Origin of the sequence: Variovorax gossypii, from assembly GCF_003965815.1 — a bacterium.
Classification (GTDB): Bacteria; Pseudomonadota; Gammaproteobacteria; order Burkholderiales; family Burkholderiaceae_C; genus Variovorax; species Variovorax gossypii.
In genome coordinates this window covers 170623-195068 of the sequence record NZ_RXOE01000007.1, presented here as the reverse complement: position 1 = coordinate 195068, position 24446 = coordinate 170623, and the positions used below count along the sequence as shown (strand labels likewise).

Sequence of the window (24446 nt, the reverse complement as noted above, 5' to 3'; positions counted from 1 at the left end):
GCGCACTAGGTCACAAGGTCGGGGGTTGCGCAGGGGTTTGTCCTGATGGAATTCACGACACTTTCAGAAACAAATACCACATTTGTTTTCATGGCAGCCCGAACCGGGCGCCCGCATTGCCTCGAAAGGTTTCCATGACGAAAACGCGCATGCTCTGCGCCACCGCACTGCTGGCCTTCAGCGCGCTCGGCGCGTCGGCCCAGATCCTGATCGGGCAGACCGCCGGCATGACCGGCTCGGTGGCGGCGAGCGTGAACGAGACCATCGGCGGCGCGCAGCTGGTGATCGACGCGGCCAACGCCCAGGGCGGCATCCACGGCGAGAAGATCGAGGTGCTGCGCATGGACGACGGCTTCGACGTGAAGCGCGCCAGCGAGAACGCACGCGTGCTGATCGAGGACAAGAAGGTGCTGGCGCTCTTCATGAGCCGCGGCACGCCGCACTCGCAGGCGATCATCCCCTGGCTCGACAAGTACGACGTGGCGCTCATCGGCCCCTCCACCGGCGCGATGGCGCTGCACAAGCCGCTGCAGAAGCACGTGTTCAACGTTCGCGCCACCTATCAGCGCGAGGCCGAGAAGGCGGTGCAGCACCTGCTGACCATCGGCCTCACGCGCATCGCGGTGGTGTACGTGACCGACTCCTTCGGCTCCGACGCCCTCGAAGGCGCGATGACCGGCTTCGCCAAGGGCAACGCGAAGCCGACCGTGACCATCCCGGCCGACCGCGACAAGCCCGACTACAAGGCCATCGTGCCCGCCATCAAGGATGCCAATGCGCAGGCCGTGGTGTGGATCGGCTCCGGCGTGGCGGTGGTCGACGGCATCAAGGCGCTGCGTGCGGCGGGTTCGGCGGCGCAGGTGGTCACGCTGTCGAACAACGCCTCGTCGGGCTTCATCAAGCAGCTGGGCGACGCGAGCAAGGGCGTGATCGTGACGCAGGTGTTTCCCAACGAGCGCTCGCTCGGCCAGCCGATGGTGAAGGAAGCCCTGGCTCTCGCGCAGGCCAAGGGCCAGGCCGAGCTGTCGCCGGCCGCGCTCGAGGGCTTCGCCTCGGCCAAGGTGCTGGTGGAGGCCCTGCGCCGCGCCGGCCCCAAGCCCACGCGCGCAAGGATGGTGGCGGCGCTCGAAAGCCTGCGCGGCTACGACCTGGGCGGCGGGCTGGAGGTGAGCTATTCGCCGACCGACCACAGCGGCATCGATTTCGCGGACCTGTCGATCATCAGCGACGGGCGCTTCAAGCGTTGAGTCCCCGCCCCCAGAGGGCGTTTCCACAGGCCCGCCGGTGCGAACCGGCGGGCTTTTTTTTCGCCTGAAAACCTTGGTCTGACAGGGTTTGCGCGAGCTAGCGATCTGTGACGTTCAGCAACACATTACACACCTGTTGACAGAAGCACCCCGCTTCGTGGAAAGGCTTTGCTCGATGAAGAAGACGTTCACGTCCTGCGCCGTTGCGCTGCTCCTGGCCATGGCGGCGCCGGGTGCTTCGGCCCAGATCCTGATCGGCCAGTCCGCCGACCTCTCGGGCCCGGTGGCGGCCAGCGTCAAGGAAACCATCATGGGCTCGCAGCTGGTCATCGACCAGGTCAACGCCCAGGGCGGCATCAACGGCGAGCAGATCGAGATGATCCGCATGGACGACGGCCTCGACGCCAAGCGCTCGCTGGAGAACACGCGCGTGCTCATCGAGGACAAGAAGGTGCTCGCGCTGCTGCTCAACCGCGGCACGCCCAACACGCTCGCGGTGATCCCGCTGCTCGACAAGTACGGCGTGGCGCTGGTCGGCCCCTCGACGGGCGCGATGGCGCTGCACAAGCCGCTGCAGAAGAACATCTTCAACGTGCGCTCGACCTACCAGCGCGAGGCCGAGAAGGCGGTGCAGCACCTGCAGACCACGGGCATCCAGCGCATCGCGGTCGTGCAGGCCGACGACTCCTTCGGCAAGGACGCGATGGAAGGCGCGAACAAGGGCTTCGAGAAGGCCAACCTGAAGCCGGCCGTGGTGGCGCTGGCCGACCGCAACAAGCCCGACTACGCGACCATCGTGCCGCAGCTCACCAAGGCGAACGCGCAGGCGGTGCTGTGGATCGGCTCGGGCACGGCCGTCACCGACGGCGTGAAGGCGCTGCGCGCCGCGGGCTCGGCGGCGCAGATCATCACGCTGTCGAACAACGCGGCCTCGGGCTTCATCAAGGAACTAGGCTCGGCGAGCGCGGGCGTGATCGTCACGCAGGTGCTGCCCTACGAACGCTCGTTCGGCCATCCGCTCATCAAGGAAGCGCTGGCGCTGGCCAAGGCCAAGGGCCAGAACGAGCTGTCGCCCGCGCTGCTCGAAGGCTTCGTCGCCACCAAGGTGATGGTGGAGGCGCTGCGCCGCACCGGCCCGAAGCCCACGCGCGCGAAGCTCATCGCCACGCTGAACGCCTTCCAGTACGACGTGGGAGGCGGACTCGACATCAGCTACTCGCCGACCGACCACACCGGCATCGACTACGTCGACCTGTCGATCGTGAGCGACGGCCGCTTCAAGAGGTAGGGGTCGCCCCCCAACCCCGGGGCAACACCTGCGGCCCGGCAAAGCCGGTTCCGCGGTGTTCCGCATGAATCTTCGGGTTTACTTCGGCGCGGCGGCGGGCGCCGGCTCGTGCGTGGTGGTGTCGCCACCATGCTTCTCGCCCGACATGTCGACCTTGTCACCGGCCTTCGAGATCACGTACAGGGCAATGGCGGCGAAGATGACGAAGCCGACGACGAGTTTCCACATGGGTTTTGTCTCCTGGATGGTTCAAGAAAAAGGCCTCATGCGGTCGGCATGAAGCCTCTTTGTTGAACGGAGGGCGCGGCGCCCTCCTTTTGTCTTGCTCTTGTTCGCGACGATCAGTCGTTGGCGTAGATGTCCACGTCCTTCGTCTCGCGGATGAAGAGCGTGCCCACCACCAGCGTGATGCCGGCGATGATGATCGGATACCACAGGCCGTTGAACATGTTGCCGGTGGAGGCAACGATGGCGAAGGCAGTGGTCGGCAGCAGGCCGCCGAACCAGCCGTTGCCGATGTGGTACGGCAGGCTCATCGAGGTGTAGCGGATGCGCGTGGGGAACAGCTCCACCAGCATCGCGGCGATCGGGCCGTAGACCATGGTCACCAGCAGCACCAGCCAGAACAGCAGCACGATGGTCAGCACCTTGTTGATCTTGGCGGGGTCGGCCTTGGCCGGATAGCCCGCGACCTTCAGGTCTTCGGCAACGCCCTTCTTGAACGCGGCGATCTCCTTGACGGAGTTCTCGTCGAACTTGGAGTTCACGACAGTACCCACGGGCGCCTCGACCGTCTTGTCGCCGATCTTCACGACGGCCTTCGAGCCCGGCGCGCCGGCCACGTTCTCATAGCTCACCGAGTTCTGCACGAGGTAGCGCTTGGCGATGTCGCACGAGCTGCGGAAGTCGATCTCGCGGGCCACCGGGTTGCCCTGGAACGAGCAGGTCGCCGGATCGGCCGTCACCGTCACGCCGGCCGTGGCCTGTGCGCGGGCGAGGTCGGGGTTGGCGGCCTCGGTCAGCATCTTGAAGACCGGGAAGTAGGTGACCACGGCCAGCAGGCAGCCGGCCATGATGATGGGCTTGCGGCCGATCTTGTCCGACAGCGTGCCGAACACCACGAAGAAGGGCGTGCCCAGCAGCAGTGCCGCGGCGATCATCAGGTTGGCCGTGGTCGCGTCGACCTTCAGCTGTGCCGTCAGGAAGAACAGCGCGTAGAACTGGCCCGAATACCAGACCACTGCCTGGCCGGCCGTCAGGCCCACCAGCGCCAGGATCACGATCTTCAGGTTCTTCCACTGGCCGAAGGACTCGGACAGCGGCGCCTTCGAGGTCTTGCCCTCTGCCTTCATCTTCTGGAAGGCGGGCGACTCCGACAGCGTCAGGCGGATCCACACCGAGATGCCCAGCAGCAGGATCGACACCAGGAACGGAATGCGCCAGCCCCAGTCGTTGAATGCCGCTTCACCCATGAACTCGCGCACGCCCAGGATCACCAGCAGGCTCAGGAACAGGCCGAGCGTGGCGGTGGTCTGGATCCACGAGGTGTAGGCGCCGCGCTTGCCGTGCGGCGAGTGCTCGGCCACGTAGGTGGCGGCACCGCCGTACTCGCCGCCGAGCGCGAGGCCCTGCAGCATGCGCAGCGCGATCAGGATCACCGGCGCCGCGACGCCGATGGTCGCGTAGCTCGGCAGCAGGCCGACGATGAAGGTCGACAGGCCCATGATCAGGATCGTCACCAGGAAGGTGTACTTGCGCCCGATCATGTCGCCCAGGCGGCCGAACACGATGGCGCCGAACGGACGCACCAGGAAGCCGGCGGCGAAGGCCAGCAGCGCGAAGATGAAGGCGGCGCCCGCATCCAGGCCGCTGAAGAACTGCTTCGCGATGATCGCGGCCAGCGAGCCGTAGAGATAGAAGTCGTACCACTCGAACACGGTGCCGAGCGAGGAGGCGAAGATGACTTTCTTCTCCTCCGAGGACATGGGCCGGGGGGCCGGATGCGGCACTCCCCTCGAATCTAGTGTGGCTGCCATTGGTCGTCTCCTGTGTATGCGTACATTCGTTCCCGGCATTCGGGACCGTGAGGCATTCTTGGAGGCGCGACTGACCCGAGCCTTTCGCGAAACTGAACCGGTGCTTACGGATTAGGGTGAAACCCGCGGGGCGCGTTTCAGCTTGTAAGAAATCGGGCCCTTGCGCGGGTTTGTACTCAGGCCGGTTTGCTGCCGCGCAGCAAGGCCGGGCGCTGGTCCGCCGAGGCCCATTGCGGACCGTCGAACCAGGCATCGCCCTTCAGATATGCGCGCAGCATCTGCAGGCCGTCGAAGCCCCAGAACAGGCGGCCGTCGACCACGTAGGAAGGCGTGCCGAACACGCCCTGCTGCAGCGCTTCGTCGGTGTTGCGCTTGAGCAGGGCCTTGCTCTCGTCGCTGTTCGCGTCGCGCTTCGGCTTGAGCTGCGCGGCGAGCGCGGCAAGGCGCGCGGCATCGCCCGCATCCTCACCGCCGCGCCACACGTGGCGGAAGATGGTCTCGGCCGCGAGGCGGCTGATGCTGCCGTCGTCGCCCGTGGACACCGCGAGCCGCAGGTGCGGCAGCGGGTTGTAGGGATGCGAGGCCGGCATCTGGATCTCGATGCCGTGCGTGTGGCCCAGCCAGAGCACGTGGCGGTAGGTCCAGCTGCGCTTCGACGGGATCTCGGCCGGGCCGAGCTGGCCGTGCTGCTTGAGCAGCGCGCCCAGCAGCACCGGCTTGTAGGCCACGCTGTAGCTCAGGCCTTCCAGCGCCTCGGGCAGGTGCTCGAAGGCGAGGTGCGCGTAGGGCGAGATGAAGTCCAGATGGAAGTCGATGTGCTTCATGCGTGCCTGTCTCCTGTGTCGCTTGTGCCGTCTGGAGCCCGCCAGATGCCGGCCTTGGCACGCAACTCTATCGCGCGCCACACGTGGCGCCGGGTTTCGTCTTCCATCCTGCTCCAGCCCGCGATCTCGGGAATGGTGCGCAGGCAGCCTTCGCAGAAGCCGCTCAGGCGGTCCATGCGACAGACCGACGAGCACGGCGAGGGCACGTCTTCCACCATGGCCTGCACGGCCGCGGCGCGTTCGGCAAGCGTCTCGGCTTCCGCGAAATTCACACCACGTCGGCCACCGGCGCGCCGGTGAGCTTCTCGAGGTCGTGCGGGCGAAGCTGGAACACCGCATGCGGATGGCCGGCCGCGGCCCAGATTTCCTCGAAGCGGAACAGCTCGCGGTCGATCAGCACCACGGGCGGCGTCACATGACCCACGGGCGACACGCCGCCGATGGTGAAGCCGGTGCGCGCCTTCACGAAGTCGGCGTCGGCGCGGCCGGTCTTGCCGACCAGCGCGTCGACCTTCTTCTCGTCCACGCGCTTGTCGCCCGAGGTGATGACGAGCACCGCCACTTCATCGCTCTTGCGCCGGAAGATGATGCTCTTGGCGATCTGGCCGACCGAGATGCCGAGCGCGTCGGCCGCCTGCTGCGCAGTGCGGCAGGCGTCATCGAGCATGCGTGGGGAATGGGGATGACCGGCATCCTGCAGCGCGCGGGAAACGCGCCGGACGCCTTCGGGGAGGGATTGGAGTTCAGAACCGCACATGGATTCGAATCTATCAGGCTGTCGCCAGACTGGCGGTAGAGCGGCGTCGAGCGCCGCTCAGGCGCTGCGCTTGAACATGAACAGGAACGCGCCCATCGCCATCAGCACGCCGCCGAAGACGCGGTTCTGCGCGCGCCGTGCGCGCACGCTGCGAAGCATGCCCTGCAGCCGCGCCGCCAGCCAGGCATAGCCGTGCATCACGGTCACGTCGACCATCACCGTCGTGGCCAGCAGCACCAGCAGTTGCAGCCACAGGGGCCGCGTCGGCTGGATGAACTGCGGCAGCACGGCCGCCATGAAGACGATGCCCTTGGGGTTGGTCACGTTGGTCAGGAAGCCGCGCAGCACGCGCTGCGAGGCCGTGAGGTCGGGCTCGGCCGACGCCTCCTGCGCATTGCCTTCAGCCTTCGCGACGGGCGCGCGCCACTGGCGCCAGCCCAGCCACAGCAGGTAGCACGCGCCGACCACCTTGATGACCGTGAAGGCCGTGGCCGAGGCGGTGAGCACCGCGCCCACGCCGAGGCCGGCCACCAGCAGGATCACGGCGAGCCCCAGCTGGAGCCCGACGATGGTCGCCGTGGTGCGGCGCACACCGTAGCTGAGGCCATGGCTCATGCTGAGCACGGCGCCCGAGCCGGGCGACACGGCGATGACGCAGCTCGCCACCAGGAATGCGAGCCAGACATGCAGGTCCACGCTTGTTCCTCTTCTTTCTTCCTTTGGTTTGCGATGCGCTTCAGCCGGCGCGCTTGGTGCGGATGGCCTTCGAGGCGCGCGAGTTCGGCTCGCGGCCCAATGCCTCGCTGATGTAGACGCCCGCGTCGATCAGCCTGTCGAGGTCGATGCCGGTCTCGATGCCCATGCCGTGCAGCATGTAGACCACGTCTTCCGTCGCCACGTTGCCCGTCGCGCCCTTGGCGTAGGGGCAGCCGCCCAGGCCGGCCGAGGACGACTGGAAGTTCCACACGCCCAGCTCGAGCGCCGCCAGCGTGTTGACCAGCGCCTGCCCGTAGGTGTCATGGAAGTGGCCGGAGATGGCGTCGACATCGAAGTGCGCCAGCGTGGCCTCCATGGCCGCCTGCACCTTGCGCGGCGTGCCCACGCCGATGGTGTCGGCCACGTCCACGCGCTGCACGCCGATGCCCTTCATCAGTTGCGCGAGGTAGCCGACCTTGGCCGGCGCGATCTCGCCCTCATAAGGGCAGCCGACCGTGCACGACATGGCGCCGCGCACCTGGATGCCCTTCTCGAGCGCCGCGGCCACCACGGGCGCGAAGCGCTCGATGCTCTCGGCGATGGAGCAGTTGATGTTCTTCTGGCTGAAGGCCTCGCTCGCGGCGCCGAACACCACGATCTCGTCGGGCCATTCCTCGCGCGGTGCGGCGATGGCCGCCTCGAAGCCCTTCATGTTGGGCGTGAGCACCGAGTAGCGCACGCCGGGCTTGCGCCGGATGCCGTGCATCACCTCGGCGTTGTCGGCCATCTGCGGCACCCACTTGGGACTCACGAAGCTGGTGACCTCGATCTCCTTCAGGCCCGCGTCCTGCAGGCGGTGCACGAGGCCGATCTTCACTTCGGCGGAGACGGGCTGCTTTTCGTTCTGCAGGCCGTCGCGCGGGCCGACGTCGACGAGGCTGACTTTGGTGGGGAGTTTCATGGGATGTCTCTTGTATCGCAGGAGGATGGAAGACCGCCTCCGATTGTCGGCCACATGGAAATACCCTGCCTGGTACACAAGCGGCGGAAGGTAGCAATGCGTGCCTGTGGCGTTGCAAATGGTGCCAGCCGCGCGGCACCGGCGGCGGGAAGAGCCGGCTAAACGGTTTCGCGCTGCTCGAAGCCTTCGGGCAGGTCGTCCGCCGGCCTGGCGCCGACCATGTCGCCCAGGTCCACGGCATCGACGCGCGCACCGTCCGGCCCCTGATGCGCCCAGCGCACCAAAGCCTCCACTGCGCCGGCCTCGCCTGCGGCAAGCGCCTCCACGCTGCCGTCGCGCCGGTTGCGCACCCAGCCGCGCACGCCGAACCGCCGCGCGGCCTGCACCATCGACCAGCGGTAGCCAACGCCCTGCACGAGGCCGCGGATCACGAGATGGCGAGTGACGGTGTTCATGGCTCGAAAGGAAGAGATCAGTACGACTTGGGCAACCCCAGCGCCTTCTCGGCGATGAAGTTCAGGATCATCTGCGGGCTCACCGGCGCGATGCGCGGGATGTAGCTCTCGCGCAGCAGCCGCTCCACATGGTATTCCTTCGCATAGCCCATGCCGCCGAGCGTGAGCACGGCGTTCTGGCAGGCGTCGTGCGCCGCCTCGGCCGCGAGGTACTTGGCGGCGTTGGCCTCGATGCCGCAGGGCTCGCCCGCGTCGTAGAGCGTCGCGGCCTTGAGCATCATCAGGTCCGCCGCTTCCAGATTGGCCCAGGCACGCGCCAGCGGATGCGCCACGCCCTGGTTCTGCCCGATAGGCCGGCCGAACACGACGCGCTCCTGCGCGTACTGCGAGGCGATGCGCAGCGCCGCACGGCCGATGCCGATGGCTTCCGCCGCGATCAATATGCGCTCGGGGTTGAGCCCGTGCAGGATGTACTCGAAGCCGCGCCCTTCCTCGCCGATGCGGTCTTCCTCCGGCACGTGGAGCCCGTCGATGAAGAGCATGTTGGAGTCCACCGCCGCGCGTCCCAGCTTGTGGATCTCGCGCACCTCGACCTTGCTGCGGTCCAGCGGCGTGTAGAACAGCGTGAGGCCCTGCGTGGGCTTCTTCACCTGGTCGAGCGGCGTGGTGCGCGTGAGGATCAGCATGCGGTCGGCCACCTGCGCGGTCGAGATCCAGATCTTGCGCCCGTGCAGCAGGTAGCTGCCATCGGGCTGGCGCACCGCCTGCGTCTTGAGGCTGGTGGTGTCGAGCCCCGCATCGGGCTCGGTCACGGCGAAGCAGGCCTTCTCGGTGCCCGCGATCAGCGGCGGCAGGAAGCGCTGGCGCTGCTCTTCGCTGCCGAACACCACCACCGGGTTGAGCCCGAAGATGTTCATGTGCACCGACGACGCGCCCGACATGCCGGCGCCCGATGCGCTGATGGCGCGCATCATCAGCGCCGCCTCGGTGATGCCGAGCCCCGCGCCGCCCTGCGCCTCGGGCATGGCGATGCCGAGCCAGCCGCTCTCGGCCACGGCGCGATGAAACTCGTGCGGGAACACGGCGCGGTCGTCGTGGTCGCGCCAGTAGTCGATGGGAAAGTCCTCGCAGAGGCGTTCGATGGCGGCGACCAGCGAGCGCTGGTCTTCGTTCAGGGAAAAGTCCATTTCAGTCCTTGGCTGTGTCGGGTTGCAGCGTCACGCCGCGTTCGAGCATGCGCTCGATGGCCTCGTCGCCGTAGCCCGCTTCGCGCAGCAACTCCACGCTCTGCTCGCCGATGCGCGGCGCCGGGCGGCGAATGGCGGCCGGCGTGGCGCTGTAGCGGCCGACCGGCGCGAGGGTGCGGATGCGGCCCTCGCTCGGGTGGTCGAGCTCGGGATAGAAACCGACGGCGCGCAGGTGCGGGTCGTCGAGCAGGGATTCGGTGCTGTGCAGGCGCGCGACCGGGATGTCGGCGGCAGACAGCGCGGCGAACCACTCGTCGCTGCCGCGCGTGGCCATCACCTCGGCCACGAACGCATAGACCGCGCCGATGTTCGCGGCGCGCGCCGTGTGCGTGCCGAACATCGGCGAGCTGCGCAGCTCCGGCCGGCCGATCACGTCGAAGAAGGCCTGCCAGTGCTTGTCGTTGTAGATGAGCACGCTGAGGTAGCCGTCGGCCGTGGCGTACGGCTTGCGATGCGGCGCGAGCAAGCGTGCATAGCCGGTGGGACCGAGCGGCGGCTCGAAGCTGTGCCCGCCGAGATGGTCGCCCATGACGAACTGCGACAGCGCCTCGAACATCGGCACTTCGACGGCCTGGCCCTTGCCGGTGCGCTGGGCATGCAGCACGGCGGCCAGCAGCGCGATGGCGGCCTGCAGCCCCACCGCGCGGTCGGCCAGCGTGACGGGCGCGTAGCGCGGCGCGCCACCGCTTTGCTGCGCGAACAGCGAGGCGACGCCGGCCGCGCCCTGGATCAGGTCGTCGTACGCCGGCTTGCCCGCATAGGGCCCCTGCTCGCCGTAGCCGAAGGCGCCGAGGTAGACGATCTTCGGGTTCACGGCCGACACCGCCTCGTAGCCGAGCCCGAGCCGAGCCATCGCCTGCGGCCGCGTGTTGTAGATGAGCGCGTCGCAGCCCGCCGCCAGCCGCAGGCAGGCCTCGCGGCCCTCGGGCTGCTTGAGGTCGAGCACGATCGAGCGCTTGTTGCGGTTGAGGTGCATCGCCATCGCGCCCATGCCCGGGTTGCGCATCGGGCCGACGGCACGCAGGTTGTCGCCGCCGGGCGGCTCGACCTTGATGACGTCGGCGCCGAGGTCGCCCAGCGTCTGCGTCGCATACGGCCCCATCACCACGGCCGTGAGGTCGAGGATGCGGATGCCTTCGAGAGGTCCAGGAGTATTCATGTCTTCGCTCCTTCCCCCTCTGGGGGAAGGCTGGGATGGGGGCAGGCAGGGCGCCCGATGGAGACGCCGCATGCCCCCACCCCTGCCCTCCCCCAACGGGGGAGGGAGAAATGCAGATTCAAGGCAGCGCTCATTCGGGCTGGATCCCCGCGGCCTGGATCAGCTTCTTCCACTTCGCCAGCTCCGACACGGTGAATGCGCCCAGCTCTTCCGGCGTGCTGCCGAAGGCGTCGAAGCCCAGCTTCGCCACGCGCTCGCGGAAGACCGGGCCGTTCGCCATCTCGGCGAGCGCCTTGTTGAGCTTCAGCACGATGTCGCGCGGCGTGCCGGCCGGCGCGAACACGCCGTTCCACGAGGTGATGTCGAAGCCCTTGAGCTCCGGCGTGTCGGCCAGCGGCGGCAGTTCGGGAAAGAGCTTGGTGCGCTCCTGCGTGGTGACGGCGATCGCGCGCATCTTGCCGGCCTTCACCGTGGCGAGGCCCGCCGCGAGGTCGACCACCATCATCGAGACCTGCCCGCCGATCAGGTCGGCGATGGCCGGCGGCGTGCTCTTGTAGGGCACGTGCAGCATCGGCACGCCGCTCATGCGCGAGAGCGTGGCGCCGCTCACGATGCCGGTGCTGTTGCCGCTCGCGTAGGTGAGCTTGCCCGGATGGGCGCGGCCCCAGGCGAGCAGCTCGGCCACGCTCTTCACGGGCAGGTCGTTGTTCACCACCAGCATGAAGGGCAGGTTGCCCATGCGGCTCACCGGCGCGAAGTCTTTCACGGGGTCGTAGGGCAGCGACTTCATCAGGCTCGGGTTGGCCGAATGCGTGGTGTTGGTCGTCATGAACAGCGTGTAGCCGTCCGGCGCCGCCTTGGCGACGTACTCGGCCGCGATCACGCCGTTGGCGCCCGCCCGGTTGTCGATGATCACCGAGGCCTTGAGCGCCTCGCCCAGCATCTGCCCGGTGATGCGCGCCACCGCGTCGGTGCCGCTGCCGGCGGCGAAGGGCACGACGATGCGTATCGGCTGCTTCGGGTAGCCGTCCTGCGCGAAGGCCCAGGGCATGGCGCCCGCGAGGCCCGCGGCCGCGCCGATGGAAATGAAACGGCGACGGTTCGCCATCGCGGCCGGTTGCCCGGTCGCGTTCTTCGTTGTCTGCATGGTTTGTCTCCGGTTGTTGTGCTGTCGGTTCTCAGGGCCGGATCACGCGCTCCGGCGATTCCTCGTACGGCGGGCTGTAGATCACCAGCACGCGCACCGGCTCGTCGCTCACCACGGTGAAGGTGTGCATCGCGTCGGCGGGAAAGAAGCAGCTGTCGCCCGGGTGCAGCTCCTGCCGCTGGCCGCCCACCTCGGCGACCGCGCGGCCCTCGAGCATGTAGCAGACCTGCTCGATGCCCGGGTGGGCGTGAGGCAGCGCGCCCTTGCCCTTCTGGATGTGGCCGACCAGCACCTCGAGCTGCTTCGCGCCCACGGTCTCGGGGCCGATCAGGCGCTTGTTCAGCGTGCCGGTGTGGTTCGCGGGGTGGTAGCCGGCGATCTCGGCCTCGCGGACGAAATAGCGGGGGGCTGCGGCGGTCGTCGTTGTCATCGGGGGCTTTCGTTCTTGGGTTCGATGGCGAGGCAGGCGGAGCGCAGCATCGCGGCGATCTCCTCGATGCGCGCCTCCATGCGGTAGCGCGGTCCGGCGACGGAGATGGCATAGGCCTCGCCGCCGATGCGAAGCGGCCAGGCCAGGCCGATCAGGTCGGGAATGCTCTCGCCAAGGTTGCCGTACCAGCCGCGCGTGGCGGAGCGCTGCAGCTCGGCCTCGATGGCGTCGGCGGTGGTGAGCGTGGCGTCGGTCAGCGGCGCGAGCGTGGCGCCTTCGAGCAGCCTGCGGCGCTCGTCGGGGGCCAGCGTGGACAGCAGCGCGCGGCCGATGGAGTTGGCGTAGGCCGGGCGCGTCTCGCCCGACTCGGCGGTGTAGCGGATGCTCTGCGGCGCGCTCAGCACCTCCAGGTACACCACCTGGCCCGCGTCGCGGAACTTGCCGAAGACCACCGTCTCGCGCGCCGCGTCGCGCAATTCTTCGAGCGTGGACTTCACCCGGTCGAGCACCGGGTCGTGGGCGGCGATGACCTGTGCCATCGCGAGCAGCCGGCCCGTCGGGTAGTAGCCCTGGCGGCGGCCGGTCTCGTACATGTAGCCCTGCTCCTCGAGCGTGCGGATCAGGCCCAGGCAGCTCGACACCGGCATGTCGAGCAGGCGCGCCATCTCGGAAAGAGCCAGCGGCTGCTTCTCCCGGGCGAAGAGCTCGACGATCTCGATCACCCGAAACGCAGTTTTCACAGTCATGAAAAGATTTTCATACTTGTGAAAAACATGTGTTTCAGGGTTTCCCCTGCCCGCGATGCATTCCGGCGGGCCCGGAAGGAGGACGCGCTCCCGTCAGTAACCGCGTGCCGGATCGACCACGCCGGCGATCGGCAGCCCCTTCTCCATCGCGCGGATCTTCCCGGCGATCTGGGCAATGGACTCCTCGCGCAGCGTGCGCGCCGAGCCGTGCGGCGTCACGGTGATCTTCGGATGGCGCCAGAAGGCGTGGTCGGAAGGCAGCGGCTCGACCTGGAACACGTCGAGCGTCGCGCCCGCGAGTCGGCCGGCGTCGAGCAGCGGGATCAGGTCGTCTTCAACCAGGTGGCCGCCGCGCGCGATGCTGATGAGATAGCCCTCGGGCTTCAGCTTGCCCAGCGTGTCGCGGTTGAGGATGCCGCGCGTCGCCTCGGTCAGCGGCAGCAGGTTGACCAGCACGCGCGTGGACGACAGGAACTCGTCGAACTGCGCCTCGCCGCTGAACACGCGCACGCCTTCGATCTCCTTCGGCGAGCGGCTCCAGCCCAGCACCGGGAACTCGAACTGCGCCACGGCCTTCGCCACGCGCTCGCCGAGCACGCCCAGGCCCATGATGCCGACGGGGAAGTCGCGCCGCAGCTTCGGCTTGCGGTAGCTCCACTTGCCCTCGCGCGCGTCGGCCTCGTAGGCGTCGAACTCGCGGAAGTGGCGGATGAGCGTGTGGCAGACGTACTCGGCCATCTGCACCGACATGCCCGCGTCGTCGAGCCGCACGATGCGCGTGTGCGCCGGCACCTTCAGCTTGAGCAGTGCATCGACGCCCGCGCCGATGTTGAAGATGCCGCGCAGCTTCGGCTGCTCGTCGAGGAACTCCTGCGGCGGCGCCCAGACCACGGCATGGTCGGCCTGGGGAGCGCCGGGCTTCCAGGCTTCGATGACGGCATCGGGGAGTTCGGCCTTCAGGCCTTCGATCCAGGGTTCCGGGCGGTTGTCGGTGAGGTAGACGGTGATTCGCATGGGCACGCATCTTAGGGGCCGCCCGCGCGACACGCAGAGTCGCGCCCGGCTCGCCCTCGGCTTGTGCGGGCACTGGCCATCTCCTATCCTCGAACGCTCACCTCAGGAGCCACCTTCAATGATCAAGTTCAGCGTGATGTACCCCCACACCCCCGGCGCACGGTTCGATCACGACTACTACCGCGACAAGCACATGCCCCTGCTCGCGGCCCGCATGGGCGACGCATGCCTCTCCTACACCATCGACAAGGGCCTGGGCGGCGGCGCGCCGGGCTCCGCGCCCACCTACGTAGCCATGTGCCACGTGTTCGCCGAATCCGTCGAATCCTTCCAGAAGGCCTTCGGCCCGCACGCGAAGGAGATCAGGGACGACGTGAAGAACTACACCGACATCGTGCCGGCGACGCAGATCAGCGAAGTGGTGGTGGGCTGACGAAGCCCCGTCACCATCCGGTCAGCGCGGCGGCCGCTCCAGCGCCACCCAGCGCTGCACCGAGGGCCGCTGCCACTGGCGATCCGCGTACGACGCCAGCCGCTGCGGCACGGCATCGCCGTTCATGACCAGGCGGTTGAGCATCAGTGCCAGGTCGACGTCGGCAATGGACCATTCGCCGAACAGGTTCTCGGCGCCGTCCGCGAGCAGCGCCTGCGCCACCTGGAAGAGCGTCTTCGCCGCCCGATGGGCCACGGCCGAGAGCGGCACGCCGGCCGGGCCGTAGAAGATCACCTCGGTGGGGCGCTCCTGCCTGATCGGCATCAGATCGCTGCGCAGCCAGGCCTGCAGCTGGCGCGCCCGGGCCCGGTTGCGCGGCTGTGCGGGATACAGCGCCGTTCCTTCCGTGAAGGTCTCGTCGATGTACTCGGTGATGGCGGAAGACTCCGACAGGGCGAAGTCGCCGTGCACCAGCGTCGGCACGCGCTGCGTGAGCGACAACTGCGAGAAGCCGGCCGCCCGGTGCTCCAGCGCGCCCAGGTCGACGGGCGACATGTCGAAGCCCAGCTGCTTCTCGTGCAGCGCCACGAACACCGACATGGCGTAGGGACTGGCGTACTGGGCATCCACGTAGAGACGCAGCGGATCCGGCATCGGAAAAGGCTCCTGGGGTAAGAAAAAGGGCCTAGAACAGAGCCCTCCCCGATCTTACTTACTCGGCCGCGTCATTTGGTTGCGGCGCGGCGGCGACGCCACAGCACGCGCACCAGCCAGCCCACCGGCAGCACCACCAGCACCAGCCACGGCAGCACCGCCGCGATGAAGGTGATGAGCGAGCCCACGCTTTCCGCCAGCACCGAGCCGGCGTTGCGCAGCGCATGCCGCATCGGGCTGTAGCCGTCGCCGCTGCTCACCAGCGCGCGCTTGGCCGAGAACTGGATCTGGATGTGCTGCTTGCTGGTCTGCTGGGCCAGCACCTTGCGCTGCGTGGCGATGGCGTCGAGCTCGGCCTGCGTGTCCGACAGCGTGCGCTGGATGGCCAGCAGGTCGGTCATGGTGCGCTTGGTGACAGTGTCGCGCAGCATCGTGCGCAGGCTGTCGCGGAACTCGGTGCGGTTCTTGATGCGGGCCTCGACGTCGATCACCTCGGCGGTCTTGTCCTCGCTGGTGGTGGTGTGCGAGACCACGTTCGCCACGCCAGCCAGGCCGCCGAGCAGCTTGTCGACGTCGGCGGGCTCCACGCGCATCTCGAGCATGGCGTTGCCGGGCTGCTGCGGCGTCTCGCGCAGCAGGGAGGACGACAGCAGCTCGCACTTCAGCGTGCCGCACAGGTCGCGCACCTTGCCCCAGGCATCGGCGAGTTGCTCGGCCGGCACCTCGACGTTCAGGTCCTGCCGCACGGCCAGGAAGCGCTGCAGGGGCGTGCCATCCTGCTGCGAGTCGGTGGCCGGCTCCGCCGAGCGCATGCGCTGCTCCTTCATGGCCATGCCGCCGCCGTAGCCGGCCGCTGCCTGCATCGGCGCGGGCGGCGGGGCCGATTCGGCGAGCACGCTGGCTTCGCCGCTGTTGCGGTTGCAGCCGGCCAGCGACAGCGCGGCCGCCAGGGCCAGCAGGGCGATGCCCGTATGGCGACGGGCGGAGAAACGGGACAAAAGGGGCAAACGGGGCAGGCGATAGGTCATGGAACGATTCCCTTGAGTGATGACTACCGCAGCTCATACGGGCGAGCGCCCGCAACGGGGTTAACTTTTTTTGGTCAAGCCGCCACCGCCGCACTCATCCGCAGCAGTTCGTCGCCCTCGGCCACCTGCTCGCCCGGCGCGAACATCAACTCCTCCACCGTGCCGTCGGCCGGCGCGGCGATGGTGTGCTCCATCTTCATGGCCTCCATCACCGCCAGCGGCTGGCCGCGGCTGACCTTGTCACCGGCCTTGACCGCGAAGGACACAACCTTGCCCGGCATGGGCGCGGTGAGCCGGCCGCCTTCGGCATGGGTGTCGCCGGCGTGGGCCAGGCGATCGATGGCGGTGATCTTCGTGGCGCCCTTCGATGCGAAGACGTGCGCGGTGGCTCCGTCGACGTGCACGTCGAGCGTCTGGCGCGTGCCGGCGAACTCCACCTCGAACTCGCCGGTCGGGAACTGGCCGATCACCAGCGGCCCTGCTGCGCCGCCGGCCTCGAGCCACAGGCTGCCGTCGCGCTTGTAGGTCAGCACGGCGGTCTGCTCCGCACCGCGGAACTCGAAGTCGAAGTGGCGCCGGTACTCGCCCAGCGAGCGCCAGCCGTCGCGGCGCGCGAACGGATCGGGCATCTTCGCGGGCCATTCGGTGATCAGCGTGCGCGTGATGGCCGCGGCAGCCGCCAGCGGCAGGCCCAGCGGCTCGCGGTCGAACAGCACGGCTCGCTCGCGCTCGATCAGCGCGGTGTCGAGGTTGGCCTTCGAGAACGATTCCGTCGCCAGGATGCCGCGCAGGAACTGCACGTTGGTGGCCACGCCCACGATCTGTACCTGCGCCAGCGCCGCATCGAGCCGGGCCAGCGCCTCTTCGCGCGTGGAGCCGTGCACGATCAGCTTGGCGATCATCGAGTCGTAGAACGGCGAGATCTCGCCGCCCTCGCGCACGCCGTCGTCGATGCGCACGCGGCTGCGCTGGAAGGCGGTGGCTTGCGGCTTGCGGTACACGCGCAGCGTGCCGGTGGCGGGCAGGAAGTTGTTGTCCGGGTTCTCGGCGCAGATGCGCGCCTCGATGGCATGGCCGTGGATCTGCAGCTCCGACTGCTTCGCGGGCAGCGTCTCGCCCGAAGCCACGCGCAGCTGCCATTCGACGAGGTCCTGCCCCGTGATGGCCTCGGTCACGGGGTGTTCCACCTGCAGCCGCGTGTTCATCTCCATGAAGAAGAAGTTCATCTCGCCGCCCTCGCGCTGCTCGACGATGAACTCGACCGTGCCCGCACCCACGTAGTTCACCGCGCGCGCGGCGGCCACGGCGGCCTCGCCCATCTGCTTGCGCATGGCCTCGGTCATGCCGGGCGCCGGGGCTTCTTCAAGAACCTTCTGGTGGCGCCGCTGCACCGAGCAATCGCGCTCGAACAGGTAGACATAGTTGCCGTGCGTATCGCCGAACACCTGGATCTCGATGTGGCGCGGGCGCTGCACGTACTTCTCGATCAGCACCGCATCGTCGCCGAAGCTGTTGATGGCCTCGCGCTGGCACGAGGCGAGCGCGGCGGCGAAGTCTTCCGCCTTGTCGACCGCGCGCATGCCCTTGCCGCCGCCGCCGGCGCTGGCCTTGATGAGCACCGGATAGCCGATGCGGTCGGCCTCGCGCTGCAGCAGCTGCGGATCCTGGTCGTGGCCGTGGTAGCCGGGCACCAGCGGCACGCCGGCCTTTTCCATCAGCTGCTTCGACTCGGCCTTCAGGCCCATCGCCTTGATGGCCGAGGGCGGCGGGCCGATGAAGACCAGGCCCGCGTCGGCGCAGGCCTGCGCGAACTCCTCGTTCTCGCTCAGGAAGCCGTAGCCCGGATGCACCGCCTCGGCGCCCGTGGCCTTGGCGGCTTCGAGGATCTTTTCCCAGCGCAGGTAGCTGTCCTTCGGGGCGCTGCCGCCAAGGTGCACCGACTCGTCGCAGGCGCGCACGTGGTTGGCGTGCGCGTCGGCATCGGAATACACGGCGACGGTGCGGATCGCCATGCGGCGGGCAGTCGCGGCAACTCGGCAAGCAATCTCGCCACGGTTCGCAATGAGGATCTTCTTAAACATTCGGAGTGTCTCCCGGAGGATTCTTTTTCAGTTGAAACGCGGGCACCACGCCCGGATCGGGCCGGCCGCTGAAGATGCGGGCCACGCGGGCGAACAGCGCCTTGAGGAAACGCCAGCTCTTGCGGATGAGCCACACGCTCGCCACAAGCACCAGCACGAACAGCACGAGAAAGACGAAGGGATGCGCCACCGCGAGCCACAGCCCCGTGGGCACCATGGCGTCTTCCGCCAGCGAGGCGCCGACGTTCGAGAACGGCTCGGGCGATGTGTTGATGGCCGCGCGCGTCGTGGCCTTGGCCGCGTGCGCAGTGGCCGCGAAGCTGCCGCCGAGCAGCGCCGCGACGATCGCCATCACGCCATGGTCCACGCCGAACACGCTGGCCGCGAGCGCCGCGCCGGCCGGAATACGGATGGCGGTGTGCACCACGTCCCACAGCGAATCGAGGCCGGGGATCTTGTCGGCGAAGAACTCGATGAACACCATGAAGCCGCTGGCCGCGATCACCACCGGATGCGCCAGCATCTGCAGCCCGCCCGGCAGCGGCACCCAGCCGAAGTAGCCGGCCAGGCCCGTCAGCAGCACGACCAGGTAGAGCCGCACGCCGCTGGCCCAGCCGATGGCGGCGGCCAGCGCGAGCAGCTGCGGCATGTCGAGGCTGGTGTTCATGGCGAGGCCCCTTCTCTCTTCAGTCGAATTCGACGGTGCCGGCTTCCATGGAAGCCACGAGCTCCGCGAGCCATGCCTCGACCGACGCATGCTCGACGGGACGGTCTTCATCCGCCTTCCAGAAGCCGACGAGCTGCCCCGGCAGGCCGCCGCCCTCGGCATCGATGTCCACGCACAGGTAGCTGCCGCCGCCGTTCGACAGGAAGGGCACCCAGCCGCGACGCCACGTGGCCGGGTCTTCGAAGTCGAAGCCGATCATGTCGTCGAGCATCTCCTTGGTGTCGGCGATGTCCTCGAGCGCGCTGAACATGCGGTTGCCCTGCAGGCTGTCGAAGCTGCTGTTCGGCTGGCCATTGCGCCAGCGGTAGAGCGCGCGGAAGGCCTCGGGCAGCTTCAACGAGAACTTCGCCTCGAAGGCGTCGAGCGCACCGTCGTCCACGCCGGGCTGCAGCAACGCGTGGTAGTCCGGCCGACGGACGGCCAGCCACGCGTCCATGCGCCCGATGAGTTCGCGATGCTGCGCCATGCCGCTCAGGCCTTGTTCGATTCCAGCCAGGACGGCTTGCGCTTCTGCAGGAAGGCCTGCACGCCCTCGCGGCCTTCGTCGCTCGCGCGGATGTCGGCAATGCCCTCGACCGTCTTCGCGATCAGCGCATCGTCGATCTCGCGGCCGGCCACGTCGGCGACCAACTGCTTGCAGGCGCGCACCGCGGCTGGGCTCGCGCCGGTCAGCGCCTTCACCAGCTCGTCGACCTTGGCATCGAGCGCATCGGCGGCCACCACTTCATGCACGAAGCCGATGCGATGCGCCTCGGCAGCGGTGAAGCGCTCGGCCGTGAGGAAGTAGCGCTGCGAGGCGCGCGTGCCCATCGCGCGCAGCACGTAGGGGCTGATGGTCGCGGGCACGAGGCCGATCTTCACTTCGCTCAGGCAGTACCAGGCGCTGTCCACGCTCACGGCCATGTCGCAGGCCGCCACCAGCCCCATGCCGCCCGCGTACACGTCGCCCTGCACGCGCGCGATGGTGGGCCTGGGGCACTCGGCGATGGTGCGCAGCATGGCGGCCAGCTTGCCCGCGTCGGCGATGTTCTCGTCGCGCGTGTAGTCGGCCATGCGGCGCATCCAGTTGAGGTTCGCGCCTGCGCAGAAGGCCGGGCCGTTCGCGCCGAGCACGATGGCCTTGACCTGCGTCGCGGCGCCGGCTTCGGTGAAGGCCCGCGTCAGTTCGGCGATGACGATGTCGTCGAAGGCATTGCGCGCGTCGGGCTGGTCGAGCCAGATGCGGGCGATGGCGCCGTCGAAGCTCAGCTGGAGTTTGGTGTATTCGCTCATGTCGGTTGTCTTGTCGTCATTGCGGGTGCCGAGGCAAGCCCAGCTTCGCGAGGAACTGGTCCACCATGGGTACCCAGATCGCGGCGTTGTCGCGGCCCTCGAAGAAGGCGTGACCGTCGTTGCCGTAGGGCGGCACGCGCTCGAAACGCACGTCCACGCCCTTGGCCTTGTAGGCCTCCAGCAGCCGGCTCGCCAGTGCGGGGCCGAAGAAATGATCGTTCTCCGAATAGACCCACAGCATCGGCACCCTGGTGGTCGATGCGTAGCGGCCGAAGGCATCGACCAGCTTCGCTTCGTTGCACACGTCGTCCGGCCCGCGCGAGCCGCGGCCGCCCGCAAAGTTGATGGTGCCGACCACGCCCTCGGGGTTCAGGCTCGACAACGCCAGCACACCGAAGCCACCTGCCGACTTGCCGAGCAGCACCATGTGCTGCGCGTCGGCATACGGCAGCGTGCGCGCGTAATCGAGCGCGGCGCTGATGTCCTTCGCGCTTTCGAGGCCGGCCTGCACGTAGTCGGGGTTGGCACAGCTGAAGTAGTTCTCGGCCCACGGCCCGTCGGACTTGCCGTAGCCGCGCCGCAGCGGGTTGAGGACCAGGAAGCCGTGCTTCGCGAACATCTCGGCCTGCCGCGCGTAGCGGTCCTGCATCTTCGGAATGTCGGCGGACGAACGCGGCGTGCCGTGGTTGATCACCAGCACCGGAAACGGCCCGTTGCCCTCGGGCCTGTATTCGGTGGCGGCCAGCTTGATGTGGGACTCGCCGAAGAAGCCCTTTACCGTCATCGGAATCTCGATGTCGCGGCGCGCCACACTCTGCGCGTGCGCGCCCAGCGCCGCGCAGAGCAAGGCGGCGATGAGCGTGAGCCGGCGCAGCGTCATGAGAGCGACTCCGTCCCTCTCCCTACATCCGGAAGATGCCGAACTTCGGCTCCGGCACCGGCGCATTGCGCGCAGCCGCAAGCCCCAGCGCCAGCACGCGGCGCGTGTCGGCCGGATCGATGATGCCGTCGTCCCACAGCCGCGCGGTGGCGTAGTAGGGGTGGCCCTGGTCTTCGTACTGCTGGCGGATCGGCGCCTTGAAAGCCTCTTCCTCTTCCTTGCTCCAGCTGCCGCCCTTGAGCTCGATGCCGTCGCGCTTCACGGTGGCCAGCACGCTCGCGGCCTGCTCGCCGCCCATCACGCTGATGCGCGCGTTGGGCCACATCCAGAGGAAGCGCGGGCTGTACGCACGGCCGCACATGCCGTAGTTGCCGGCGCCGAAGCTGCCGCCGATGATGATCGTGAACTTGGGCACGTTGGCGGTGGCCACCGCCGTCACCATCTTGGCGCCGTGGCGCGCGATGCCTTCGTTCTCGTACTTGCGGCCCACCATGAAGCCAGTGATGTTCTGCAGAAACACCAGCGGGATCTTGCGCTGGCAGCACAGCTCGATGAAGTGCGCGCCCTTCTGCGCCGATTCGGAAAACAGGATGCCGTTGTTGGCGACGATGCCTACCGGCATGCCCTCGATCTCGGCGAAGCCGCACACCAGCGTGGCGCCGAAGCGCGCCTTGAACTCGTGGAACTCGCTGCCGTCGACGATGCGCGCGATGATCTCGCGCACGTCGAATGGCTTGCGCGTGTCGGTGGGAATCACGCCGTAGAGCTCCTCGCGCGGGAATGCTGGCTCGCGCACCGCGGCTTTCGCCGGGGCCTCGGCCGCCTTGGCGTTGAGGTTCGCCACCGCCGAGCGCGCGAGCGCCAGCGCATGCAGGTCGTTCTGCGCGAGGTGGTCGACCACGCCCGACAGGCGCGTGTGCACGTCGCCGCCGCCCAGATCCTCGGCCGTCACCACCTCGCCGGTGGCCGCCTTCACCAGCGGCGGGCCGCCCAGGAAGATGGTGCCCTGGTTCTTCACGATGATCGATTCGTCGCTCATCGCGGGCACGTATGCGCCGCCGGCCGTGCACGAGCCCATCACCACCGCGATCTGCGGGATGCCCTGGGCGCTCATGTTGGCCTGGTTGTAGAAGATGCGGCCGAAGTGCTCGCGGTCGGGAAATACCTCGTCCTGGTTCGGCAGGTTGGCGCCGCCCGAGTCGACGAGGTAGATGCACGGCAGGCGGTTCTGCTCGGCGATCTCCTGCGCGCGCAGGTGCTTCTTCACCGTCATCGGATAGTAGGTGCCGCCCTTCACCGTGGCGTCGTTGCACACGATCATGCAGTCCACGCCGTTGACGCGACCGATGCCCGCGATGATGCCGGCGCCCGGCGCCGACTCGGCGCCCTTGCCGTCGAGGTACATCGCATGCGCGGCCAGCGGCGCGATCTCGAGGAATGGCGTGCCCGGGTCGAGCAGCTCGGCCACGCGGTCGCGCGGCAGCAGCTTGCCGCGCGCCGTGTGCTTGGCGCGCGCGGCCTCGCCTCCGCCCTGCTCCACTTTCGCGAACTGCGTGCGAAGGTCGTCGACCAGCGCGCGCATGGCGGCGGCGTTGGCCTGGAAATCCGCCGAGCGGGCGTTCAGTTTGGTCTCGAGTTGGCTCATGCTGTCTTTTCCTGGCTCAGGCCGAGCTGCTCGGTCATGGCGTCGCGGATCTTGAATTTCTGGATCTTGCCGGTCACCGTCATCGGGAACTCGCTCACGAAGCGGATGTACTTCGGCACCTTGTAGTGCGCGATCTGGCCCTTGCAGAACTCGCGGATGTCTTCCTCGGTGGCGCTCTGGCCCGGCTTGACGATGATCCAGGCGCACAGCTCCTCGCCGTACTTGCGGTCGGGCAGGCCGACGACCTGCACGTCCTGCACCTTCGGATGGCGATACAGGAACTCCTCGATCTCGCGCGGATAGATGTTCTCGCCGCCGCGGATCACCATGTCCTTGATGCGCCCGACGATGTTGACGTAGCCTTCGGCGTCCATGGTGGCGAGGTCGCCGGTGTGCATCCAGTGCTCGGCGTCGATGGCCTCGCGGGTCTTGGCCTCGTCGTCCCAGTAGCCGTGCATCACCGAGTAGCCGCGCGTGCACAGCTCGCCCGACTTGCCCGGCGGCATCACGGCGCCGGTCTCGGGGTCGACGATCTTCACCTCCAGGTGCGGCTGCACCGTGCCCACGGTCGACACGCGGCGGTCCAGAGGTGTGTCGGTGCTGCTCTGGCAGCTCACGGGGCTGGTCTCGGTCATGCCGTAGGCGATGGTGATCTCGCTCAGGTGCATCTCGCTGACCACGCGCTTCATCACCTCGATGGGGCACGGCGAGCCGGCCATGATGCCGGTGCGCAGCGTCGACAGGTCGAACTCCCTGAAGCGCGGATGGTCGAGCTCTGCGATGAACATCGTCGGCACGCCGTGCAGCCCGGTGCACTTCTCGGCCTGCACCGTCTCCAGGACGGTGAGCGGATCGAAGCCGTCGTTCGGGTACACGATGGCCGAGCCGTGCGTGAGGCAGGCCAGGTTGCCCAGCACCATGCCGAAGCAGTGGTACAGCGGCACCGGAATGCACAGCCTGTCGACCGGCGAGAGCTTCATGCATTCGCCGATGAAGAAGCCGTTGTTCAGGATGTTGCGGTGCGTGAGCGTCGCGCCTTTCGGAAAGCCGGTGGTGCCGCTGGTGAACTGGATGTTGATCGGGTCGGTGGCCTTCAGCGTCTTCTGCACCTGCGCGACGCGCGAATCATTGGCATCACCGCTCGCAAGAAGCTGCGAGAAGCGCTGCATGCCGGGCTGCTCGGCGCCCTCGCCCGGCTTCGCATCGATCCAGAAGGTGTGAGCCAGCTGCGGCAGGCGTTTCGGGCCCAGCTCACGCAGCATGCCGAGGTAGTCGCTGGTCTTGAACTGCGCCATCGTCACCAGCGCCTTGCAGCCGACCTTGTTGAGCGCGTATTCGAGCTCGGAGGTGCGATACGCCGGGTTGATGTTGACGAGGATCAGGCCCGCCTTCGCGGTGGCGATCTGCATCAGCACCCACGGCACGTTGTTGTGCGACCAGATGCCCACGCGGTCGCCGGGCACGAGGCCCAGCTTCAGCAGCGCGCTGGCGAGGCGGTTCGATTCGGCCTGCAGCTCGCGGTAGGTGTAGCGCCTGCCTTCATGGCGGCTGACGAGCGCCTCGCTGTCCGGCTGCTTCGCGACCATGTCGTCGAAGAAGTCGCCGATGGGTTGTTCGATCAGGGGGACGTCGGTGGCGCCCTTGCCGTAGCTCTCGGTCAACGAAGCAGTCATGCTCATTTCCTTCCTTGTCTCCGTTCGCTCTTTTCGCTTTTCTTCC

At 68.0% G+C, this 24446-nt stretch carries 26 protein-coding genes; 3 read left to right on the top strand and 23 right to left on the bottom strand.

All coding sequences use genetic code 11. From position 1 onward, the window contains the following. Positions 1 to 134: 134 nt before the first annotated feature. Both EJP69_RS23195 and EJP69_RS23190 read left to right on the top strand, forming a co-directional pair. Positions 135 to 1247, top strand: coding sequence for an ABC transporter substrate-binding protein (locus EJP69_RS23195; RefSeq protein ID WP_093205873.1), 1113 nt, complete (start codon positions 135 to 137; stop codon positions 1245 to 1247). Between the two features lie 175 nt (positions 1248 to 1422). Then, positions 1423 to 2535 (top strand): ABC transporter substrate-binding protein, encoded by a 1113-nt coding sequence (locus EJP69_RS23190; RefSeq protein ID WP_093205874.1) that lies wholly within the window; start codon positions 1423 to 1425, stop codon positions 2533 to 2535. A gap of 78 nt (positions 2536 to 2613) precedes the next feature. Here EJP69_RS23190 and EJP69_RS29560 read toward each other — a convergent pair whose 3' ends face one another. The 14 genes from EJP69_RS29560 to EJP69_RS23125 form a co-directional block, all read right to left on the bottom strand. After that, on the bottom strand, positions 2614 to 2763 hold the full coding sequence (locus tag EJP69_RS29560) for a hypothetical protein (protein WP_019656389.1): 150 nt from the start codon (positions 2761 to 2763) through the stop codon (positions 2614 to 2616). A gap of 113 nt (positions 2764 to 2876) precedes the next feature. Beyond that, positions 2877 to 4571, bottom strand: coding sequence for an MFS transporter (locus EJP69_RS23185; RefSeq protein ID WP_093205876.1), 1695 nt, complete (start codon positions 4569 to 4571; stop codon positions 2877 to 2879). A gap of 176 nt (positions 4572 to 4747) precedes the next feature. Beyond that, positions 4748 to 5395, bottom strand: a complete 648-nt coding sequence (locus tag EJP69_RS23180) for a 2-hydroxychromene-2-carboxylate isomerase (RefSeq protein ID WP_093205878.1) — start codon at positions 5393 to 5395, stop codon at positions 4748 to 4750. After that, positions 5392 to 5667 carry a DUF1289 domain-containing protein gene (locus EJP69_RS23175; RefSeq protein ID WP_126472645.1) on the bottom strand — a complete coding sequence of 92 codons (276 nt, stop codon included), beginning with the start codon at positions 5665 to 5667 and terminating at the stop codon, positions 5392 to 5394. Before EJP69_RS23175 ends, EJP69_RS23180 begins: the two co-directional genes overlap by 4 nt. After that, complete coding sequence (locus EJP69_RS23170) at positions 5664 to 6152, bottom strand: YbaK/EbsC family protein (protein ID WP_093205882.1); 489 nt, start codon at positions 6150 to 6152, stop codon at positions 5664 to 5666. Before EJP69_RS23170 ends, EJP69_RS23175 begins: the two co-directional genes overlap by 4 nt. Before the next feature lie 57 nt (positions 6153 to 6209). Beyond that, on the bottom strand, positions 6210 to 6848 hold the full coding sequence (gene rhtB, locus EJP69_RS23165) for a homoserine/homoserine lactone efflux protein (RefSeq protein ID WP_093205884.1): 639 nt from the start codon (positions 6846 to 6848) through the stop codon (positions 6210 to 6212). A 40-nt stretch (positions 6849 to 6888) separates the two neighbouring features. After that, complete coding sequence (locus EJP69_RS23160) at positions 6889 to 7809, bottom strand: hydroxymethylglutaryl-CoA lyase (RefSeq protein WP_126472644.1); 921 nt, start codon at positions 7807 to 7809, stop codon at positions 6889 to 6891. A gap of 158 nt (positions 7810 to 7967) precedes the next feature. Then, on the bottom strand, positions 7968 to 8264 hold the full coding sequence (locus EJP69_RS23155) for an acylphosphatase (RefSeq protein ID WP_126472643.1): 297 nt from the start codon (positions 8262 to 8264) through the stop codon (positions 7968 to 7970). A 17-nt stretch (positions 8265 to 8281) separates the two neighbouring features. Further along, entirely contained in the window at positions 8282 to 9451 is a 1170-nt protein-coding gene (locus tag EJP69_RS23150; RefSeq protein WP_126472642.1) for an acyl-CoA dehydrogenase family protein, read from the bottom strand. A gap of 1 nt (position 9452) precedes the next feature. Then, the gene (locus EJP69_RS23145) at positions 9453 to 10670 is read right to left on the bottom strand and encodes a CaiB/BaiF CoA transferase family protein (RefSeq protein WP_126472641.1); all 1218 of its coding nucleotides are present in this window, start codon (positions 10668 to 10670) and stop codon (positions 9453 to 9455) included. 130 nt (positions 10671 to 10800) lie between these two features. Beyond that, positions 10801 to 11817 (bottom strand): Bug family tripartite tricarboxylate transporter substrate binding protein, encoded by a 1017-nt coding sequence (locus EJP69_RS23140; RefSeq protein ID WP_093205894.1) that lies wholly within the window; start codon positions 11815 to 11817, stop codon positions 10801 to 10803. A 31-nt stretch (positions 11818 to 11848) separates the two neighbouring features. Beyond that, entirely contained in the window at positions 11849 to 12247 is a 399-nt protein-coding gene (locus tag EJP69_RS23135) for a cupin domain-containing protein (protein WP_093304657.1), read from the bottom strand. Beyond that, positions 12244 to 12993 carry an IclR family transcriptional regulator gene (locus EJP69_RS23130; protein WP_126472640.1) on the bottom strand — a complete coding sequence of 250 codons (750 nt, stop codon included), beginning with the start codon at positions 12991 to 12993 and terminating at the stop codon, positions 12244 to 12246. Before EJP69_RS23130 ends, EJP69_RS23135 begins: the two co-directional genes overlap by 4 nt. Positions 12994 to 13086: 93 nt before the next feature. Next, complete coding sequence (locus tag EJP69_RS23125; protein ID WP_093205900.1) at positions 13087 to 14007, bottom strand: 2-hydroxyacid dehydrogenase; 921 nt, start codon at positions 14005 to 14007, stop codon at positions 13087 to 13089. A gap of 118 nt (positions 14008 to 14125) precedes the next feature. Here EJP69_RS23125 and EJP69_RS23120 point away from each other — a divergent pair, with 118 nt between their 5' ends. Then, positions 14126 to 14440: an EthD family reductase gene (locus tag EJP69_RS23120; RefSeq protein WP_093205902.1), complete on the top strand. Its 315-nt coding sequence runs from the start codon at positions 14126 to 14128 to the stop codon at positions 14438 to 14440. A gap of 21 nt (positions 14441 to 14461) precedes the next feature. On the opposite strand, the gene yfcF is transcribed toward EJP69_RS23120, so the two are convergent. The 9 genes from yfcF to EJP69_RS23075 form a co-directional block, all read right to left on the bottom strand. After that, positions 14462 to 15094, bottom strand: coding sequence for a glutathione transferase (yfcF, locus tag EJP69_RS23115; protein ID WP_126472639.1), 633 nt, complete (start codon positions 15092 to 15094; stop codon positions 14462 to 14464). Positions 15095 to 15165: 71 nt separating this feature from the next. Next, positions 15166 to 16122 (bottom strand): DUF4349 domain-containing protein, encoded by a 957-nt coding sequence (locus EJP69_RS23110; protein WP_240652271.1) that lies wholly within the window; start codon positions 16120 to 16122, stop codon positions 15166 to 15168. A 74-nt stretch (positions 16123 to 16196) separates the two neighbouring features. Continuing rightward, entirely contained in the window at positions 16197 to 18203 is a 2007-nt protein-coding gene (locus EJP69_RS23105; protein ID WP_126472638.1) for an acetyl-CoA carboxylase biotin carboxylase subunit, read from the bottom strand. Beyond that, a complete protein-coding gene (locus tag EJP69_RS23100) occupies positions 18196 to 18870 on the bottom strand; it encodes a DUF4126 domain-containing protein (protein WP_093205912.1) in 675 nt (224 codons plus the stop codon). Before EJP69_RS23100 ends, EJP69_RS23105 begins: the two co-directional genes overlap by 8 nt. 19 nt (positions 18871 to 18889) lie before the next feature. After that, entirely contained in the window at positions 18890 to 19396 is a 507-nt protein-coding gene (locus EJP69_RS23095; protein ID WP_126472637.1) for an SMI1/KNR4 family protein, read from the bottom strand. Positions 19397 to 19401: 5 nt separating this feature from the next. Beyond that, a complete protein-coding gene (locus EJP69_RS23090) occupies positions 19402 to 20202 on the bottom strand; it encodes an enoyl-CoA hydratase/isomerase family protein (RefSeq protein WP_126472636.1) in 801 nt (266 codons plus the stop codon). A gap of 16 nt (positions 20203 to 20218) precedes the next feature. Continuing rightward, on the bottom strand, positions 20219 to 21082 hold the full coding sequence (locus EJP69_RS23085; protein WP_170217214.1) for an alpha/beta hydrolase family protein: 864 nt from the start codon (positions 21080 to 21082) through the stop codon (positions 20219 to 20221). A 22-nt stretch (positions 21083 to 21104) separates the two neighbouring features. Beyond that, a complete protein-coding gene (locus EJP69_RS23080; RefSeq protein WP_093205920.1) occupies positions 21105 to 22727 on the bottom strand; it encodes a carboxyl transferase domain-containing protein in 1623 nt (540 codons plus the stop codon). Continuing rightward, entirely contained in the window at positions 22724 to 24406 is a 1683-nt protein-coding gene (locus EJP69_RS23075; protein WP_126472634.1) for an AMP-binding protein, read from the bottom strand. Before EJP69_RS23075 ends, EJP69_RS23080 begins: the two co-directional genes overlap by 4 nt. Positions 24407 to 24446: the final 40 nt, after the last annotated feature.